An 18,228-nucleotide genomic window follows, 5' to 3' on the forward strand; every position below is an offset into this window, starting at 1 on the left:
TACACGCAGTGCACACACAACAATGTAACAGCAATTATATAAGTCTAGTACAAATCAACCATACGATATATTGAGCGACCGCGACGAACAGGATTTGCGGAAAATCCGATATGAATTACATCACTCTTCGATTTTTTAACACCGAAACTACACATAAAAACCATTTCTGCCCGCCAATCCCAGTAGTTTTTCAGGGGCAACCGTTACGGTAGTTGGCATGGTCACAGAGTTTCTCACAGTTTCGGCGCGTTCCGGCGGCTCAGGCAGAGCCAAGCCCAAACGTGCTTATAAAAGCGCTCAGAAACCGCGCAACCAGCATTCGCGCCACAGCACGACTACCACGCACAAACGTTCAAACGGCTACAACCGACCGAACGGACATGGTCCACAGCGCAAGGCGCCCAAAAAACATAAGCATCTCATTCTCAAGTGGATGCTGGGCATCATTGCAGCCCTTATCCTCGCCGGCATCGGCACATTCGCCTATCTTTACGCCACCACCGAAATCCCGCAGCCGGAAAAAATCGCCATGGCCGAAAAAACCAAGGTCTATTACGCTGACGGCACCACTCCGGTGGGCGATTTCGCCACGCAAAACCGCGAAATCATCAGCTGCGATGCCCTGCCCAAATACATCGGACAATCCATGGTGGCCAGCGAGAACCAGACGTTCTACAAAGACACGGGTGTCGATTTCAAAGGCATCGCACGAGCCCTGCTCAACAATGTGAGCGGCGGGGCGCGGCAAGGCGCGTCCACCATTACGCAACAATACGCGGAACGCTATTATATGGGCGACACCCACTCCTACTCCGGCAAAGTGCGCGAAGCGATTCTCGCGATGAAAATCACCAAGTCGCAGGACAAGGACAAGGTTCTGTGCAATTACATGAACACGATTTACCTGGGCCGCGGGGCGTACGGCATTGAGGCAGCGTCGAAGGCCTATTTCAACAAAGACGCCAAAGACATGACCATGCCCGAGGCGGCGTTGCTTTCCGGCATCATCCCGGCTCCTTCGACCTGGGACCCGGCGATAAACCCGAAACGTGCGCAGCAACGCTACACCCGCGTCATCGGAATCATGGAAAAGCGGGGGTATATCAGCGCCAAGGACGCGGCGGCCAACCCGCAGATGCCGTCGACCATACCTCCGCAATCTCAGGAAAGCTCGTATAAAGGCACGAACGGCTATATTCTGCAGATGGTGCGCGACGAACTGACCGGCAGTGGGGCGTTCACCCGCGACGACCTTGACACCGGCGGCTATACCATCGTCACCACTATCGATAAAAACAAGCAGGATCTGATGTTCAAAGTCGCCAGCCCCTCACAGGACGGCAACGGGTTAGTTCCTGCCGGCGTACAGATCGGCGGTATGAGCGTCAATCCGAAGGACGGGTCAATCATCTCGATTTACGGAGGCGACGATTACCTTGCCAAACCGCTCAACAACGCGACCCAAGCCATCTACGAACCGGGGTCGACGATGAAACCGTTCGCGCTGTTGGCGTCGGTCGAAGCCGGGGTCAACCTCAGCACGACCTTCAACGGCAATTCCCCGCGAACGTTCACCAATATCACCGCGCCCGTGCAGAACTTCGGCAACGAAAGCTTCGGCTATACCAACCTTTACAACGCCACGGCAAATTCAGTCAACACCATCTATATGGACCTCCAGCAGCATCTGGGGGCCAAGAAAGTGGCGCAGACCGCGCAGGCCGCGGGCATGGACCCGAAACTCGTGACGGGCGACAACCCGTTCACTGTGCTAGGCAACGACGGCGTGCACGTGGAGGACATTGCCCAGGCCTACTCCACCATCGCCAACCAGGGCAACAAGCCGACGCTGCACATCGTGGCGAGCATGAAGGACTCGCACGGCAAAGACATGTACCGCTCCCCGACGGACACCACGCGTATCTTCAACCCGAACGACACGGCGCTGGTCACCAAGGCAATGACGGGAACCGTGCAGTATGGCACCGCGACGGAAGCGCGCAAGATCGGCAAGACCGTGGCCGGCAAATCTGGCACCGCGAACGACTCGACCGCAGGCAGTTTCGCCGGGTTCTCACCAAGTACGGTCACCGTATTCGCCATGTGGAACCCCGACCAGAACGGCAAACCACAGGAGATGCCGAATATCAAGTACTTCGGAAACGGCAGCGACTATCCGGTGCATCTCTTCACCGAATACATGAGACAGGCGTTGGCCAACACACCGAACGAGACGTTCCCGGTGGCCAAGGACGAGGGCAAGATCGGCGGTCCCGACGGCACGTGGGGCACGGGCGCCAGGTCATCGTATTCCGGCTGGGGAACCCGCAGGAATTATGAGAACTATGGAGGCAGCGGCACTACCAGCGGCGGCAGCACCGGCACCGAGACCAATGGCAACACTGGTGCCGGCACCACAACCAATGGCGAGACCAGCAATCCTGGAAGCTCAAACACCCCAAGCGAAGGCAATGCAAACAGTGGTACACAGCCGGCGCAGAAACCATCCGAGGGTTCGACCGGCGGCACCGAGACGCCGCAGAACTCCCAGGGGCAGCAGTGATTTAGGGGATTTGGCGGTTTAATCACGAACGCTGATTGATGCCGTTACTTAGGCAAAGCAATAAAGATGTGGGCTTGTATCCTCAAAGGAGCAAGCCCACATCTTTATTGTTTTAACGTTATCGTTCTTTACGCCGTTTCATTTTCCTTTCGTCTCCGCTCATCAACAGCGGAAACGAAAGGAAACAACCGGAAACAAACCGCGAAATCTAACGCATCGAGCGGTTAATCGCGGAGATGATTGCCTTCAGCGAGCTGGTGGTGATCGACGAATCGATGCCGACGCCCCAAATGATCTTCGCGTTGGCCTCGCCGCCGATCTGGCACTCGATGTACGAGGCGGCCATTGCGTCGGTGCCGGCGGTCATGGCGTGCTCTGCATAATCCATGACGCTGACCGTAAGGCCAATCGTGGAAAGCGCATTGAGGAAGGCGTCGAGCGGGCCGTTGCCGGCTCCCGAAACCTCACGCTCAATCGGGTCGGCACCATATTCGGCGCCGCGGTCGAGCAGCTTGGCCTTCAAGACGGTGTCGGAACCGTCCGCGCCAGAAGTCACCGAAACATTGAGCAGCTTCAGGCGGCCCCACGATTCGAGGTTCTCGTCGCCCTCATCGCCCACTGCCTCGCTGGCCGCGAACGCACCGTTCTCCTCGACCGGAAGGTACTCGTCCTTGAAGAGACGCCAGATCTCGTCGTCCTTGACCTCTTTATCGGTCTTGTCGGCGTAATCCTGAACGACCTTCTCGAACTCAATCTGCAAGCGCTTCGGGAGATCGAGGTTGTGGTTGGTCTTGAGCAAGTAGGCCATGCCGCCCTTGCCAGACTGCGAGTTGACGCGGATGATGGCCTTGTAGCTGCGGCCGATATCCTTCGGGTCGATGGGCAGGTAGGGCACGAGCCAGACGAAATCGTCGAGGTTGGCTCCAGCGCGTTCGGCCGCGGCTTCACGAGCCTCGAGACCCTTCTTGATGGCGTCCTGATGGGAGCCGGAGAAGGCGGTGAACACGAAGTTGCCTGCATACGGGTGGCGCTCGGAAATGGTGAGCTGGTTGCAGTATTCGACGGTCTTGCGAATCTTCGGCACATCGGAATAATCGATCTGCGGATCGACGCCCTGCGTGAGCATATTGAGACCCAGCGTGACCAGGTCAACGTTGCCGGTGCGTTCGCCGTTGCCCAGCAGGCAGCCTTCAACGCGGTCAGCACCGGCGAGCACAGCCAGCTCCGTGGCGGCGACGCCCATGCCTTCGTCATTGTGCGGATGCAGCGAAAGGACAACGGAATCGCGGTCTTTCAGGTTGTTGGAAACGTACTCGACCTCGTCGGCAAAGACGTTCGGCGTGGTCATTTCGACAGTGGCCGGCAGGTTGATGATCATCTTGTGATCCGGCGTCGGCTTGATGACGTCGATGACGGCGTTGCAGACTTCGACCGCATAATCCGGCTCGGTTCCAGTGAAGGACTCCGGCGAATACTCGTAATAGAGGTCGGTGCCACCGGCTGCGCTTTCGAGGTCTTTGCAAAGCTCGGCCGCGTCGGTCGCCAGCTTCTTGATGCCCTCTTTGTCCTTGCGGAAGACGACTTCGCGTTGCAGGACGGAGACGGAATTGTAGAAATGCACCACGGCACGCTTGGCGCCACGCAGGCACTCGTAGGTCTTGCGAATCAGGTGCTCGCGGGCCTGCGTCAGCACGACGATGGTGACATCGTCGGGAATGAGCTCACGCTCGATCAACAGGCGGACGAAATCGTAATCCGTGTCGGAAGCCGACGGGAAGCCGACCTCGATCTCCTTGAAGCCCATGGAAATCAAAAGGTTCCAGAAACGCAGCTTGCGCTCGGAATCCATCGGGTTCACCAGAGCCTGGTTGCCGTCGCGCAAATCGACCGAGCACCAACGCGGGGCGCGGCGCAGCTTCTTCGACGGCCAAGTGCGTTCGGGGTAATCGAACGGAATCTGCTTGTCGTAGGCCACGTACTTGGTATACGGCATCGAGCTCGGCTTTTGCGGTTCCCCGATGAAACGCGGTGGAGGCAGCAGCAGGTCGTTGTTACCTCCATTGGATTGTGCGGCGACCGCCGCGAGATCAAATACCGATGATGCTTGATCCTGACCCATCACTCCTCCTTTTCTTTGTATTACGCACCGCAGGTTGCGACGCGAAGTAACCAAATATTATATGTTTCGATAGGTTTATTACCTTTCAGAAACATATAAATGATAATGATAGACGGTTCGACACATTCAAACCGCCTATATTCCAAGATTTGACGAGAAAAAAGAAATTCAGCGGAAAAGCGAGACGCCACGACGGGCCTGGCAGTATGCGTTGCCGAGCCAGGTGTGACGGGAGGTGGGCCACACAGAACCGAGGCGCGGAGCATTCTGGCTCATCCAGATGCTGGGCACGCGGCCGTCGGCGCTGCGGGAACCAAGCAGGTTGAAACCGTTCTTTTTGACCAGCCAATCAGGGTGCTGGGTGGCGATGGCGAGGCCTTCCTCAAGGGTCAACGGCATGCGCTCGTCGGAATCGATGAGCTTGCGGGCCACATCGGGCTCGCGGTTGACGTAGGCGGTGCCGGTGTGCGGGTCGACAACCAAGTAGAACGGGCCTTCCGGGGGCTCGAAGCCGTCTTGCGGCAGGAAACTGGCGACATCACGCGGGGGCATGGTGGTAAAGCCGGCCATGCGGTTGATGCTGGTTCGGGCAATCAGCGACTCCGGGCTCACCAGTTCGTGGGTGGGAACGAGAAGAATGTTCTCGCCCAAATCGCTGTCTTTCAGAGCATCGATCAGCGGATGCGCGAGCGCACGGAACGCCGCCGCGCTCATATCGGCCACGTCGGGATAGCCCAACGCCACGATGCGGTCCAGTTGTTTTTGCGCTTCTTTAGATGCCTTCGACATGGTTCCAGTATGTCACCTGCTCATGATGAAGCGCGGATTCGACCACAGCAAAACCGATAATGCGGCCACAAGCACGATGCTCAACCCTGTTTCCGTTTCGTGCTTGCAGCCGCATTAGAGAGAATAAAAGCGAAAGCCGGAAAGCCTCACGCACCGAAATGCTTGCGGGCGACGATTTCGGCGAGCTCGACGGCGTTCAAGGCGGCACCCTTGCGCAGGTTATCGTTGGCGATGAAGAAGGCGAGGCCCTTCTTGCCGTCGACAGCCTGGTCCTGGCGGATGCGGCCGACGAAGCTCGGGTCCTTGCCGGCAGCCAGCTGCGGGGTCGGGATGTCGTTGAGTTCGACACCCGGAGCGTCCTTCAGTACTTCGCGGGCCATATCGGGTGTGACGTCGCGTTCGAACTCAGCGTTGACCGACATGCCGTGGGCGGTGAAGACGCCGACGCGCACGCAGGTGCAGGAGGCAGCGAGATTCGGCAGATGCAGGATCTTGCGGCTTTCGTTGCGCAACTTCTGCTCCTCGTCGGTCTCTTCGCTGCCGTCGTCGACGATGGCACCGATGAACGGCACAGCATTGAAGGCGATAGTGCGCACGACCTTGGTGGGCTTGGGGAAATCGATGGCGGAACCGTCGAAAACGAGCTTGTCGGCCCCCTGATCGACGGCGGCCTTGGCCTCGTTCATCAGCTGCTCGACTCCGGCGCGTCCGGCTCCGGAAACCGCCTGATAGGAGCTGACAATCAGGCGCTTCAGGCCGAAATGAGTGTCCAGCGCCTTGAGCACGGGGATGCAAGCCATGGTGGTGCAGTTCGGGTTGGCAACAATACGACGGGGAATGTCGTCGAGATCATCGGGGTTGGCCTCGGCCACGACCAGCGGAACATCATCATGCATACGCCATTGCGAGGAGTTGTCGATGACATACGCTCCGGCTTCGGCGAACTTCGGCGCCCAAACCTTGGAGGTGCCGCCGCCGGCTGAGAAGATGGCGATGTCGATGCCGCTCAAGTCGGCCTTGGCCACGTCCTCGACCACAATGTCGCGGTCGCGCCATTTGAGCACGGTACCAGCGGAATGCGAGGAAGCGAGGAAACGCAGGTTATTGATGGGGAAATTCCGTTCGTCAAGCACGCGACGCATCACCATGCCGACCTGGCCGGTGGCCCCCAGCACCGCGACGTTGACTTTGCGCTGTTGTCCATTTGATTCGGTCATCTGTTTCCCTCCCGTTTGCTGACGGCCGTTCAATCCCTGTTTGCGCCGCCGCTTCTCGTAAAATGTTCATCGCCTGGACGCGCAAATGCCTCTAGACGTTATGTGCCACATCATAGCGCGAGGTGCCACACTGCCAACCGCAGCATGCGACTATATGAGATAAGCTAAAAACGCATAATGCCAACAGATCACAGTAATCAAACCAAACCGCTGAGAACGTACTTCACCCGAATAAGCTCGTCTCGCTTATCCGTCCATGTCGACTTTTTGTCATTCACGGAAATCCAGCACCTAGCCTTGGACAACGATGCGAGGCACATTCGTAATTACCTCGATAAAATACGGCAAACGGCTTCATACCACACTTAGCGGCCGGTGCCGCCGTAGACCACGGCCTCCACCTGGTCGGCGTCAAGGCCGTACGCCGTATGCAGCGCACGCACCGCGTCGTCGAGCTGATCGAGCGGAACAAGGGCGGCGATGCGGATTTCGGAAGTCGAAATCATCATCACGTTGATATGTTCGGCGCTCAGGGCCTCGAAGAACTTTGCGGCGAGGCCGGAATGGGTTTTCATGCCCACGCCCACTACGGCGACTTTGCCGACGTTCGTATTGACGAAATAGGAGTCGTAACCAAGCTTCGTCTTCTTGCCGTCAAGCGCCTTCTCAACGGTCTTGACCGTGGCATCGGGGACGGTGAAGGAGATGTCAGCCTTGCCGGTGGACGCGCCGGCCTGTACGATCATGTCGATGTTGATGCCGCTTTTGGCAAGCTCGGTGAACACGCGGGCGGCCATGCCCGGCTCGTCGGGAACGCCGCGCACGGTAACCAGGGATTCGGTACGGTCGTGGGCCACGCCGGAAATTACCGGGGTCTCCGGGCCAAGGTCGGGGAAAATGTCGCCCATCGACTTGTTTTCGGTCTTACCGGACTCGCTGGTTTTGCTGTTTCCAGCCAGATTCACGTCATCGTCTTTCGTGCTATCGCTGCTCATTGTGTTTCCTTTGCTCTCGTTACGTTCAAGTCTGTTCCGCTATATTTCTGTATTTTGTGCTGACGTCTTGCTTCCAGCTTGTTCACTCCAGGTTCGGCAACTTGCGTGCATCCACACCTTCCGGGACCACCAATGTGCCCATTCGGTGCGAGAACGAGCTGCGCACATGCAATGGCATGTTGAAACGCTGAGCGTATTCCACGCAACGCAGGGCGAGAACCTTCGAGCCGCAGGAAGCCATTTCGAGAATGGCGTCGTAACTGATGGAGGGGATACGTCGCGCACTGGGAACGATGCGCGGGTCAGCGGTGAAAATGCCATCGACGTCTGTATAGATTTCGCAGATATCGGCACCCAGCGCCACCGCAAGCGCGACAGCCGAAGTGTCGGAACCGCCACGGCCGAGCGTGGTGTAATCGCCGTCCGCATTGATGCCTTGGAAACCGGCTACGATGGCGATCTTGCCGTCATGCACGACATGGGCCACGCGCTCGGGCTTCACCGCTTTGATGTGCGCCGCGCCGAATTGGGCATCGGTCATGAAACCGGCCTGCGAACCGGTAAAGGAGTATGCGCGTTCGCCGGCCGCGTGGATGGCCATGGCCAGAAGGCTCATCGAGATACGTTCGCCTGCGGTCATCAGCATATCCATCTCGCGGGCCGGAGGGTTGGAATCAATACTCATGGCCTGGTCGATCAGATCGTCGGTGGTGTCGCCCATCGCCGAAACCACGACGGCGACATTGTTGCCCTTGCGTTTCGTCTCCACAATCCGCTTGGCAACGCGCTTGATGGACTCGGCGTCGGCCACAGATGACCCGCCGTACTTCTGCACGATAAGCGCCACGATTTTCCTTTTCTCCCCTGACGGATGCACATTTTTCCAAACGTACCCAGCCAAATCTCAACGCCGACCGGCAGACGACACGATGCGAAGCAACACAACGCAAACCGGTCTTGTGGTCGGCTTTCGACAGTAATGATTGAATTATATGCCAGTCCCGCGCCCGACTGTGCTGCTTACCACCATGCGGGCATACGTTTGCACTTGCTAGACGTTTGGATCGGCAAACGCAACTCAAAGCCCAGCCCATTAAGCCAGTTACCGGCAATCGGCACAAACGAACGTTCAGGCTTCCTGACGACCTTCCAAGGCACGGCCAAGAGTAATTTCATCGGCGTATTCCAAGTCACTGCCCACCGGCAGACCACTGGCAAGCCGCGTGACTTTGAGCCCCAACGGGGAAAGCAGACGGCTCAGGTAGGTCACCGTGGCCTCGCCTTCGATATTGGGGTCGAGCGCCAGGATTATTTCCTTGACCTCGTCGGTTTTGAGCCGATCCAGAAGCTTCGGAATGGCCAAATCGCCGGGCCCGACATTGGCCATCGGATTAATCGCACCGCCGAGAACATGGTAGACGCCATGGAATTCGCGGGTGCGCTCAATGCTCATGACGTCTTTCGGTTCCTCGACCACGCAAATGATGGAATGGTCGCGTCGCGGGTCAGAACAGATCGGGCACGGACTCGTCTCGCACACGTTGCCGCAAATCTCGCAGAACCGCACCTTCTCCTTGACTTCGCGAATGGCATCGGCCAGGTCCTGCGCTTCCTCGTCACTGGCCGAAAGCAGGTAGAAGGCTATGCGTTGGGCACCTTTGGGGCCAATGCCCGGCAGGCGCGCAAAACCATCGATAAGACGCTGAATCGCGCCATCATACGCCAAAGCCATCCGCTATCGTCTCTCCTCGTCCGTGTGTTTTTCCACCGGTTTGATGTTCTTCGGGTTCTTCGGGTCGTCCGCCTTGAAGTCCTCGACCTGCTTGACTTCGAAGAGTTTCGAAAGCTCATCCATGCTTACCGCTGTGGCATCGCCCAACGACTGATCGTTCAGGGAATAGTCATCGTCCTCGGCTGCCACTTGCGGATGCTGCTCCGTCTCATCGGCCATGTCGACATTCTGGAAGCGCGCGGCAACGTCTCCCCTGTCATCCAGTTTTACGGCTGAAGTGCCGTTCGTGGCTGCGGATTTCGGCTGGGAATTACCGACTGCTGCGGAAGCCAGATTTGTGGAGCCATTGGCAGCGTTTGGCGAAACCGGAGAGCCATTGCCAGAGGAATCCGGCGGTCTGGTCTGCCAATTATCGACATTGGCCGCGAACGACGAACCATGCGTCGCGTTATTATTGCGTGCCGGTTGCGATGTACCCGGATTATCGCCCACATTTGAAGCTTCAGAGCTGGAATCGGCCGTCTCTTCCTGCGACGGAGGCGTGGCCCAAGGGTCGATGCCGTCGCTCAAATCCGGAACAGCAATATGCTTCTTGTGATGTTCCGGAGGATGATTCTCGGACGTATCAACGTATGCAGGCTGACCTGAGCCACTGCCGCCAACGGGCTGCACAGTATTGGCGGATTGCTTCTCGCCGGCTTGTTTGGCCGTCTGCTTAGCATCCGAGCCGCTTCGGGAACCAGGGACAGGCAACGGATTCATCCAAGGATCGTAATCGTCGTCCATAGGATTCTGCGAGCCTTGGACCAATGCTGCCGGATTCGCCAGGCCGGCTCGATGGGAGGAATCATCGGATTCACCGGCGGCATCGGCGTCGGCTTTCTTCTGTTCCTTGGGACTCGAGGCGCTATGCCCACCCGGCCCGGCAGCCATGCCCAAACCGCCGGTCGCCGATACCTTGGCGACCGCGATATCGCGCTTGACTTTGGCCAGTTCCTCTGGTTTCATGCGCTTGGTGGAGATTACTTTTTCGCCGTTCGCGGCCACACCGGTGGGAGCAATCATCGTATGCGGGCCGAAGACGGAACGCACGCCATCCAGTACCACGTTTGCGGCCTTCTGGCCGTTGTGCTCGGCATCGGAGGCGAGCGCCAGCGCAAAGGCATGCTGGCTCAGCGCGCAATCGAAGGTCATCGACAGACGCGATTTGCCGGCACTATTGGTCGCCAAAGAAACCGTAGGCACCTTGTTGTGAGCGACGTATTCGCGCACATTTTCAGGCAACGACGTCAGCACCGCGTCCCACTTTTCCTCGACGGTGGCATTCGAATCGATATTCACCCGTGCGGGCGCAGCGGCCTGAGCAGCTTGCTGTTGTGCGGCGTTTGCACCAGCCCCGTAGGCTTCAGCACTATTCGAAGAAGACTGTGGAGTCTGCCCGTTGGAAGCCAAGGCACCGGCACCACCTGCCGTTTGAGCGCCGGAAGCCTGCATATTGGCATTATTGCTGGCCTGCTGAGCTTGGACGTTGGCATTTGGCGCAGAATCTTGGTTCGTGGGCGCAAATCCAGAACCAGCCGGAGCGTTGCCCTGCCGCTGGTTTGCAGTATTCCTGCTGGAACCGATGAAACCGCCCCGACCACGAGCCGCATTATTACCTTGGCGGAATCCGTTATTATTGCCGGCGGCAGACCCTGCCGAGCCCGCACCTACGGGAACGGAACTGGCCTGAGCCAAGCTTGGCGCAAAGCCGTTTTCCCTCCCGGCCAACAGTTTTGCAGCCAGAAGTTCCAAACGCATACGAGGCGAAATCGCCCCGGTCATGCCGCCCAAGGTGTCGTTGATGGTCTCGGCCATCGCAGTAAGCGTGGCAAGCCCCAGCGCCGAGGACTGACGATGCAAATCGCTCATATCTTCTACCGCAGAGTCGTCACTCAATACGCTTTCGGCCTTCTCACCGCCAAGGGTGAGCACAAGCAGGTCGCGCACGCGAGAGAGCAGGTCCTCCACAAACCGACGGGGTTCGAAACCACCGACAACGACTTTTTCGACCACGCCGTAGAGCTTCTCGCCGTCCTTGTCGATGACGGCATCAATCGCCTCGCCAATCAGTTCGTCGGGGGTGAAGCCGAGCAGGGCCACGGCAGAATCGTATGACACTTCGTTGTCAACGGCTCCGGCCATCAGCTGGTCAAGCACGGAAAGCGTGTCGCGCACGGACCCGCCACCGGCACGCATGGTGAGTTTCAACACACCCGGCTCCAGGTCGATGTGCTCGTTTTCGCACACCTCTTCCAGATAGGGACCCATAATCTCGGGAGGCACAAGGCGGAACGGATAGTGGTGGGTACGCGAACGAATGGTCGAAATGACCTTGTCCGGCTCGGTGGTGGCGAAGATGAACATCACATGCTCAGGCGGCTCCTCCACAATCTTCAACAGGGCATTGAACCCCTGCTGTGTGACCATGTGGGCCTCGTCGAGGATGAAAATCTTGTAGCGGTCGCGGGCCGGGGCGAAGGCAGCGCGCTCACGCAGTTCACGCGCGTCCTCGACGCCATTGTGGCTGGCCGCGTCGATCTCGACCACGTCGATCGAGCCGGGGCCGCCGGTGGCCAGGTCCTTGCAGCTTTCGCATTCGCCGCACGGATGCGAAGTGGGGCCTTTGGCGCAGTTGATGCATCGGGCCAGTATTCGTGCGGAACTGGTCTTGCCGCAACCACGCGGCCCGCTGAACAGGTAGGCGTGCGTCAGCTTGCCCTCGTCCAAAGCGCGGGAAAGCGGGACGGTGACCTGATCCTGCCCGATGATGCCGTCAAATGTGTCTGGCCGATACCGTCGATACAATGCAAGTGCCATACTCTATAACCTACCTTTACCCGACTATTTTCAGTGATGTTTCACGAGCGAAATCATTCTGTTTTCACTGTTTTGCGCGAGTCAGAGCACTGATAGGTCTCACCGTGCCGTGGCCTTTTCACCAACCGCATTCACACGAGCCTATAGAGTTGTTTATAAAATGTAATACAACTCACCTTATGCGCACAACCGAAGCCATGCCGACCGCACCTTGAACAACACTGATACTCCTACGAACATTCTACCGGACCTGCCCGAGCCATACGGGAGACCATGGGCGCGAACGGAACCGCAGTTTTCACGGCGACCTTGACGGTGACGTCCTCCTCATCCACCTTGCAGGCGACCAGCGCTGCTTTATTGAGCGTGGTGGCCAGCCTGGATTTGATGCATGGATCGAAATCACCGTCCCGCGCGGACTCCGCTCCTGCGATGGCAGCCTGGTCGGCGGCCGACCGTGCATCTGAGATACAGACCAGAAAATTGCCGCCGAGAGCAATCGCCGATATCAGTATCGCCGCGACGGCAATGAGCATAACCCCGTTCATGGTTCCCGAACCCTCATCGTATGTACTGCCTTTCAGCAGCCGGTGACGCGCGATTACTGAATCCTGTGTCGCAGCCGGCTTGTCGAATACGGACGAAGCGAAAAACCTCTTCACCCGATTCGACACAACCTGCCGGAAACACCGTGACATCAACCCGCCACTACGTTTTCGGCAGGAATCTCGAAAACCGCCACGACAAGCATATCCCGATTCCTTTATAGCCATTGGACGATTTGCCCAACCAGGCATTGCCTCGCCAGAATCGCTGCATTCCATACCCGCCTTGGTCTGGCGACGATTTGCCCAGCGCGGCCAGTCATCGCCAGAATCGTTGCATTCAGCGCTTTCCTTGGTCTTGCAGTTTTTCTTCCAACCGTTCATTGGACGACTCCTGTCGCCTTGCCGACCACGGCCATGGGCAGCACGTGCAAGGGATCGGGCACCACGCGGCAACTGACCGTCACCTTGACCTGTTTGAAGCCACGGGATATGGAAACGTTGGCATCGCCGCCGGCAGCATCGTGCGCTGCCAGACGAGCTTCGGCGTCGCTGTTGGAGACCACAGCCACACGGGCGGCGGCAGAGGCGGCATCCTGGCAGTTCATCTCCACCGTGACCGCCCGGGCCAGCATCATCAGCAGCACAGCCATCACCATCACCGCGGGAAGCACCACGGCGAATTCGGCAGTGACAGCCCCTTCGTCGCAGACTTTCCCTCGGCGAGCGCCGAACCGACAGAAGCTAGGATGCCGGTCACCGGCAACATGGCCACGAAACCGCTGACACAAGCTTCGTACCCAAGTAACCGGCGACCAGCTTGTACTGTCAGACACATTAACTGACGCGCCACTAAACATGCCGGACGGCGTATTGCTCGTCGTCACACTGGCCGGCGTACTACCCGAAATGCTGCCAGCCGCACTGGCCGCCGTCGAGATGAGACTTCCACCGCAACGGCGGTCAGCCGGCCCATGCGATTGCATCTTTTGAAGTGACATCATGCACTGCATCCTCTCCGCAATCCACATCGTTCATTGCTCTCGTTTCCATAACGAGAAATATGAAAACTCAGACCACCTTGAGCGCCTTTTTGACCAAGTCCATCAGTAATGTCTTTACGGCACCGGATTTGAGCAGGGCAACCAACACCGCTGCAAATCCTGTGGCGGCGACCAAAACCACCGAATATTCCGCCGTCGCCGCGCCTTCATCAGGTTCGAGCATCCCGGTACGCAGCCGAGCATCCATTAGGCACAGCTGGCCTTTGATCTGCCTTGAGCGCTCGGAGAGACGGGAGGCAAAACTCGTGACGACGCCGGTGCCGGACTGATCGATGGTCATCAATTCTTTACTCATGATTACTCCTTTGATTTCTATGAAATTTGGTACCGCAACCGTTGCGATTGCGATACCTTCAGTCTGACAGAAGTTCGTCGTTTACCGTGACGATTTCGGGCACTGTGGTCGGATGCTCGGGGTTATGCACATCCCGGGCGTGTCGCGGTTTTTGTCCACCAAAAATGTTGACAGAAATGTGGAATGTCGGAAAATTATCCACACCAAAAAACATACGAAAGTGAAATACGAAAAGCCATATGCGCAAAATTCCAGACCGCAACCCAAGCGCGTTGATACGTATATACGAAACAGGCTCAATGACCGATGAACGAACCTATGGCGGGAATGATACCGATGAGCATGAAAGAAGGCAGGAAGCAAAGGCCAGTAGGCAAAAGCAGCTTGACCGAAAGCCTCTGAGCGGATTGCTCGATTGAAGCACGGGCCCGGGCGTCCAGCTGTTCGACCGCGCTTTCCAATGGGCCGACGGGTGAAACGCCGCGAGTCCAAGTACTTTTCAAAGCGCCGTCGATAACGCTCAACGCATCGAGTGCAGCAGCGACGTCACCCGAAGGCGGATCATCGTCTTTGTCTTTAGGCTTTCGGACGTGCCTGCCCTTCGGCTCAGATTTCTGTCTACCCTGCTCCCCCGTATTCTGACAGGCCAGGGAAGCCGCAAACCACGCATCCTCCCAGCTGAATCCGAGCATCAACGAACGCGAAGCCCGGCAAAGCCCACCGCCTAGCGTTCCGCCCACAATCGAGCCGATGACCTCGAGCGCGTGCGGAATTGAGGAACCTTCGCGCATGGCCACCGCCATCATCTCAAGAATGACCCCAAGCGACGGCTTAGCGGCAGAACCTCTGTCCAATGCACGCAGCTGCCCCGAAGACGCTTGCACGGGCGAGCGCCACAAAACCCATGCAACAGCCACCAAACAGCCTGAAATAAGTGCATTCATTTTCATCACCTCTGCCATTGCAATACATTCAAACCGGATGTTCCATAGACACTTTCCATCACGGTTTTACGCAGCGCCTCCCATTGCGATTTCACGAAGCATTCCCAATAACGGTTTTACGCGATATTCCTATGTCATTTCCCTGCACCTTCCTGCCGCAATGCCGGTCCAAAACTTCCGATTGCCCAGAAAATACAGTCTCTTGGCTCAAGACTTCTTTTCGTCGCCGACTTTGTCTTCAACCGCCTCGACGCCGTCCATCAGCGCCTTCATCCACATCATCCCCAATGCGTACGTGCCCACGCCCAGCAGCAAACAGACCCGACCAGCAGCGTTGCCGAAAAGGAAGGTCACGGGCGAAGCACCCATCAGCTGGGCCAAAACGAGCGTGGCCAACGGCAACAGGGAAAGAAGTTTCACAGTAGATTTCGGCACGGTGAAGGCGTTGTCTTTCAAGGTTTTCATCATGCGATTGCGCTTATAGGACGAAGCCACGGCATCCAGACAGTGCGAGGCCTCACAACCGAGATTTTTGCTCAACCTGCAGGCCAGATCCAGCTCAATCGCCGCTTGGTCGGCCTGCGCCGGCGTTTCCTTCGGGCTCAATTGCGCATGCATGATATCCTCCAATTCGGCAAGATCAGGCATGGTGGCAGTCTCACACAGCGGTTCGCCCTGCGCCTGCTCGGTGAAGGCCTCTTCAAGCGAACCACCCGCTTTTACCGACGCCCGCAACGCATCGATACACGAAAGAATGCCCGACTTATGCTTCGAACTCGCAGCGGAAACGGAAGCAGCAACGGCAGCCGAACCGAGCATTCCATGTTTATCGGTTTCGCTTGGCCAGGCGAAACAAAGTACTGCGACCACCAGCAAAAGCCCGGCCATTAACGCATAGCAATCCATGAAATCACTCCGACCAACGACTGACAAAACCGTCCCACCCTGGGCCCGGCACCGGCATTCCCGAGCCGCTCCAAGTCGCTATCGGCTCGCCGACGAAATGCTCGGTATCCTTGGAAAGCCGGCCAATCTGCGCGATTCGTCGCTTGCCATTGCTTCGCTCGATATGCAGGACTACGTCGAAAGCACCGGCAGCAAGCATCGTCAGAGCCGGTTGGTTGAGCCCGGCCAACAATCCCAACGATACCAAACGGGAGGGTACGCGGTCGACGCTGTCGGCGTGCAGGGTGACCATGCCGCCGTGATGCCCGGAGTTGAAGGCACGCAGCAGGTCGGCAATCTCCTCGCCGCGGCACTCCCCCAGAATGATACGGTCGGGGCGCATACGCAGCGTCGCTTTCACCAATTCCGGCAGCCCTATCGCGCCCGCACCCTCGACGTTGGCCTCACGGACGACCAGCGAAACGTGATTGCCACGGCCGAGCGTACCCAACTCCCGGACTTCCTCGACGCTGACGACGCGTTCGGAAGGGTCGGCTTGGGCAAGCAGCGCCTTCAATAATGTGGTTTTGCCGGCCCCAGTGCCACCAGTGATGAGAATCGTCGCACGCTTGCTCACCAAACCGCAAAGTAAAGGGAACCAGGAGGGCGGAAACATGCCTCCCGCGCCAAGCCCGCTCAGCCTTGGAACCGTACGGCTTGGGAAACGTATGGAGATGCTTGCACCGGTGGGAACAATCGGGGCGATGACCGCATGAATGCGGATGCCTTCGACGCTTGAGGCGTCGGCAATCGGGCAGGCGTCGTCGAGTCGTTTGCCGAGCTGAGCACAGAGTTGGGTGGCGTATTCACGCACAACCTGCGGCGAACGGAACGGCACCGAGGGGTGGTATTCGCGCATTCTGCCACCCCGATCGACCCATACCCGGCCCTCACAGGTCACAGCGATATCGGTCAATGCCGGTTCATGTGCCAGTTCCTCAAGGGGGCCGAACATCAATGTCGTTCACCTCCTTCTACCGCGTCACTGATGGCATGGGCCAGCTCATCCATTACCGCTCGGTCGGCTTTCGCGAGCTTGAGCCCCAGGCCTTCCAACGCATCGCTGGCTCTCGCACTGTTGGGGCACATCGGCCCCAGAACACGGTGGCCCAGATACTCGCTGGCCTCATTGACACTTACGACTCCGCGCCGCCGCGATGTTCCTCTCGGTTCGATGCCGACAATCGCCGCAAGTTGCGAGGTTTCATGATTTTCCGAATCAGAATATTCAGTCTCGCTGCCTTGTTCAAAACCATCGCTGCCGGATAGCGAGGACAGCTGGATCGACGATTCAGGGGAATCTCCGATATTGTGCGAAAGACCGGCGTTTCGCCGGCCCGCTGAGCCGATACGGCCTGACGCGAGAGCATTGAGCAGGGCTTTGGCGCGGGCCAGACCGAGCACCGAAAGCTCGGAGACGATGACGACCGGCGCTGCACGAAGATCGGGGACCATGTCGATGACCTGACCACGAGCGCCATCAACCAACACCATGTCCACACTCGCACTACGTTCCAAGGCCGCCATCACGGCCTTGACCTCCCACCATTCCGGGACTTCGCTGTTCCATGAGTCAAAGGCGAGGACGGGCATGCCTTCCCAATGCGGGAGCCGCTTGCACAAGACGTCACCGTCGATCTTGCCCAAGGGTGCGTTCAATGTGCCAAATCGCAGACCTTTATCGTTCTCGAGACCAAGCAGGATGTCAAGTCCACCGCCGCCGAAATCGGCATCCACCAATGCCGTTCGCCTACCTTGATCCGCGAACTGCAATGCGGTAAGTGAACAGAGCGCGCTCAGCCCCACTCCCCCGCTGGCCGAAAGGAAAATTGCCGTATGCTTGGCGAATGTTTGCGCGGTCATGCCCTTAATGCTTGGCGACTCCTCAAACTGCGCTAGACCGGTATTTCTCTTGTGTTTCTCCGAGATTTCGTAAGCCTCTCGCGCCACGTGCACTTGGGGCATCGGCGGATCGGTAAACATCAATGCGGCCATCGCGGTGGTCTGAGGTCGACGAACCATGAGTTCCTGCGTCATGGCAGGACGCGGCATCGGGGCGTTGAAAGCCGAAGGCGACATTGGGTCGTCCGACTGCATACTGTCGGAAGCCCGCAACGAATCACGGCCTTGCAATTGCACCGCCGGCGCGTTCAGAGGCAGG

General features: G+C 58.0%; 15 protein-coding genes. 1 reads left to right on the forward strand and 14 read right to left on the reverse strand.

All coding sequences use genetic code 11. The annotated features are described in order from the left end of the window. The first annotated feature begins 217 nt into the window (after nucleotides 1-217). Nucleotides 218-2,563: a transglycosylase domain-containing protein gene (locus tag OZX72_RS07540; RefSeq protein ID WP_277158093.1), complete on the forward strand. Its 2,346-nt coding sequence runs from the start codon at nucleotides 218-220 to the stop codon at nucleotides 2,561-2,563. 208 nt (nucleotides 2,564-2,771) lie between these two features. Here the strand turns inward: OZX72_RS07540 and leuA are convergent, their stop codons facing one another. The 14 genes from leuA to OZX72_RS07610 form a co-directional block, all read right to left on the reverse strand. Then, nucleotides 2,772-4,682, reverse strand: coding sequence for a 2-isopropylmalate synthase (gene leuA / locus OZX72_RS07545; RefSeq protein WP_277158094.1), 1,911 nt, complete (start codon nucleotides 4,680-4,682; stop codon nucleotides 2,772-2,774). Nucleotides 4,683-4,850: 168 nt separating this feature from the next. Continuing rightward, nucleotides 4,851-5,471 carry a DUF5701 family protein gene (locus tag OZX72_RS07550; RefSeq protein ID WP_277158095.1) on the reverse strand — a complete coding sequence of 207 codons (621 nt, stop codon included), beginning with the start codon at nucleotides 5,469-5,471 and terminating at the stop codon, nucleotides 4,851-4,853. 146 nt (nucleotides 5,472-5,617) lie between these two features. Further along, nucleotides 5,618-6,688 (reverse strand): aspartate-semialdehyde dehydrogenase, encoded by a 1,071-nt coding sequence (locus tag OZX72_RS07555; protein ID WP_277158096.1) that lies wholly within the window; start codon nucleotides 6,686-6,688, stop codon nucleotides 5,618-5,620. 365 nt (nucleotides 6,689-7,053) lie between these two features. Then, complete coding sequence (locus OZX72_RS07560; RefSeq protein ID WP_277159409.1) at nucleotides 7,054-7,596, reverse strand: ACT domain-containing protein; 543 nt, start codon at nucleotides 7,594-7,596, stop codon at nucleotides 7,054-7,056. 169 nt (nucleotides 7,597-7,765) lie between these two features. Further along, a complete protein-coding gene (locus tag OZX72_RS07565) occupies nucleotides 7,766-8,530 on the reverse strand; it encodes an aspartate kinase (protein ID WP_277158097.1) in 765 nt (254 codons plus the stop codon). Between the two features lie 282 nt (nucleotides 8,531-8,812). After that, nucleotides 8,813-9,415 (reverse strand): recombination mediator RecR, encoded by a 603-nt coding sequence (gene recR / locus OZX72_RS07570; protein WP_277150168.1) that lies wholly within the window; start codon nucleotides 9,413-9,415, stop codon nucleotides 8,813-8,815. Nucleotides 9,416-9,418: 3 nt separating this feature from the next. Next, a complete protein-coding gene (gene dnaX, locus OZX72_RS07575; protein WP_277158098.1) occupies nucleotides 9,419-12,274 on the reverse strand; it encodes a DNA polymerase III subunit gamma/tau in 2,856 nt (951 codons plus the stop codon). Nucleotides 12,275-12,504: 230 nt separating this feature from the next. Continuing rightward, complete coding sequence (locus OZX72_RS07580; protein ID WP_277158099.1) at nucleotides 12,505-13,203, reverse strand: Rv3654c family TadE-like protein; 699 nt, start codon at nucleotides 13,201-13,203, stop codon at nucleotides 12,505-12,507. Next, nucleotides 13,200-13,823: a TadE family type IV pilus minor pilin gene (locus tag OZX72_RS09515; RefSeq protein WP_348519665.1), complete on the reverse strand. Its 624-nt coding sequence runs from the start codon at nucleotides 13,821-13,823 to the stop codon at nucleotides 13,200-13,202. Before OZX72_RS09515 ends, OZX72_RS07580 begins: the two co-directional genes overlap by 4 nt. Nucleotides 13,824-13,890: 67 nt before the next feature. Continuing rightward, nucleotides 13,891-14,178 (reverse strand): DUF4244 domain-containing protein, encoded by a 288-nt coding sequence (locus OZX72_RS07590; protein WP_277158100.1) that lies wholly within the window; start codon nucleotides 14,176-14,178, stop codon nucleotides 13,891-13,893. Between the two features lie 296 nt (nucleotides 14,179-14,474). After that, a complete protein-coding gene (locus OZX72_RS07595) occupies nucleotides 14,475-15,122 on the reverse strand; it encodes a hypothetical protein (protein ID WP_277158101.1) in 648 nt (215 codons plus the stop codon). Between the two features lie 207 nt (nucleotides 15,123-15,329). Beyond that, on the reverse strand, nucleotides 15,330-16,055 hold the full coding sequence (locus tag OZX72_RS07600) for a hypothetical protein (protein ID WP_277158102.1): 726 nt from the start codon (nucleotides 16,053-16,055) through the stop codon (nucleotides 15,330-15,332). Next, nucleotides 16,033-17,022, reverse strand: coding sequence for an ATPase, T2SS/T4P/T4SS family (locus tag OZX72_RS07605; RefSeq protein WP_277158103.1), 990 nt, complete (start codon nucleotides 17,020-17,022; stop codon nucleotides 16,033-16,035). The genes OZX72_RS07600 and OZX72_RS07605 overlap by 23 nt, the downstream gene beginning before the upstream one ends. Next, nucleotides 17,022-18,206, reverse strand: a complete 1,185-nt coding sequence (locus tag OZX72_RS07610; protein WP_277158104.1) for a hypothetical protein — start codon at nucleotides 18,204-18,206, stop codon at nucleotides 17,022-17,024. The genes OZX72_RS07605 and OZX72_RS07610 overlap by 1 nt, the downstream gene beginning before the upstream one ends. Nucleotides 18,207-18,228: the final 22 nt, after the last annotated feature.

Origin of the sequence: Bifidobacterium sp. ESL0769, assembly GCF_029395495.1 — a bacterium.
Classification (GTDB): Bacteria; Actinomycetota; Actinomycetes; order Actinomycetales; family Bifidobacteriaceae; genus Bifidobacterium.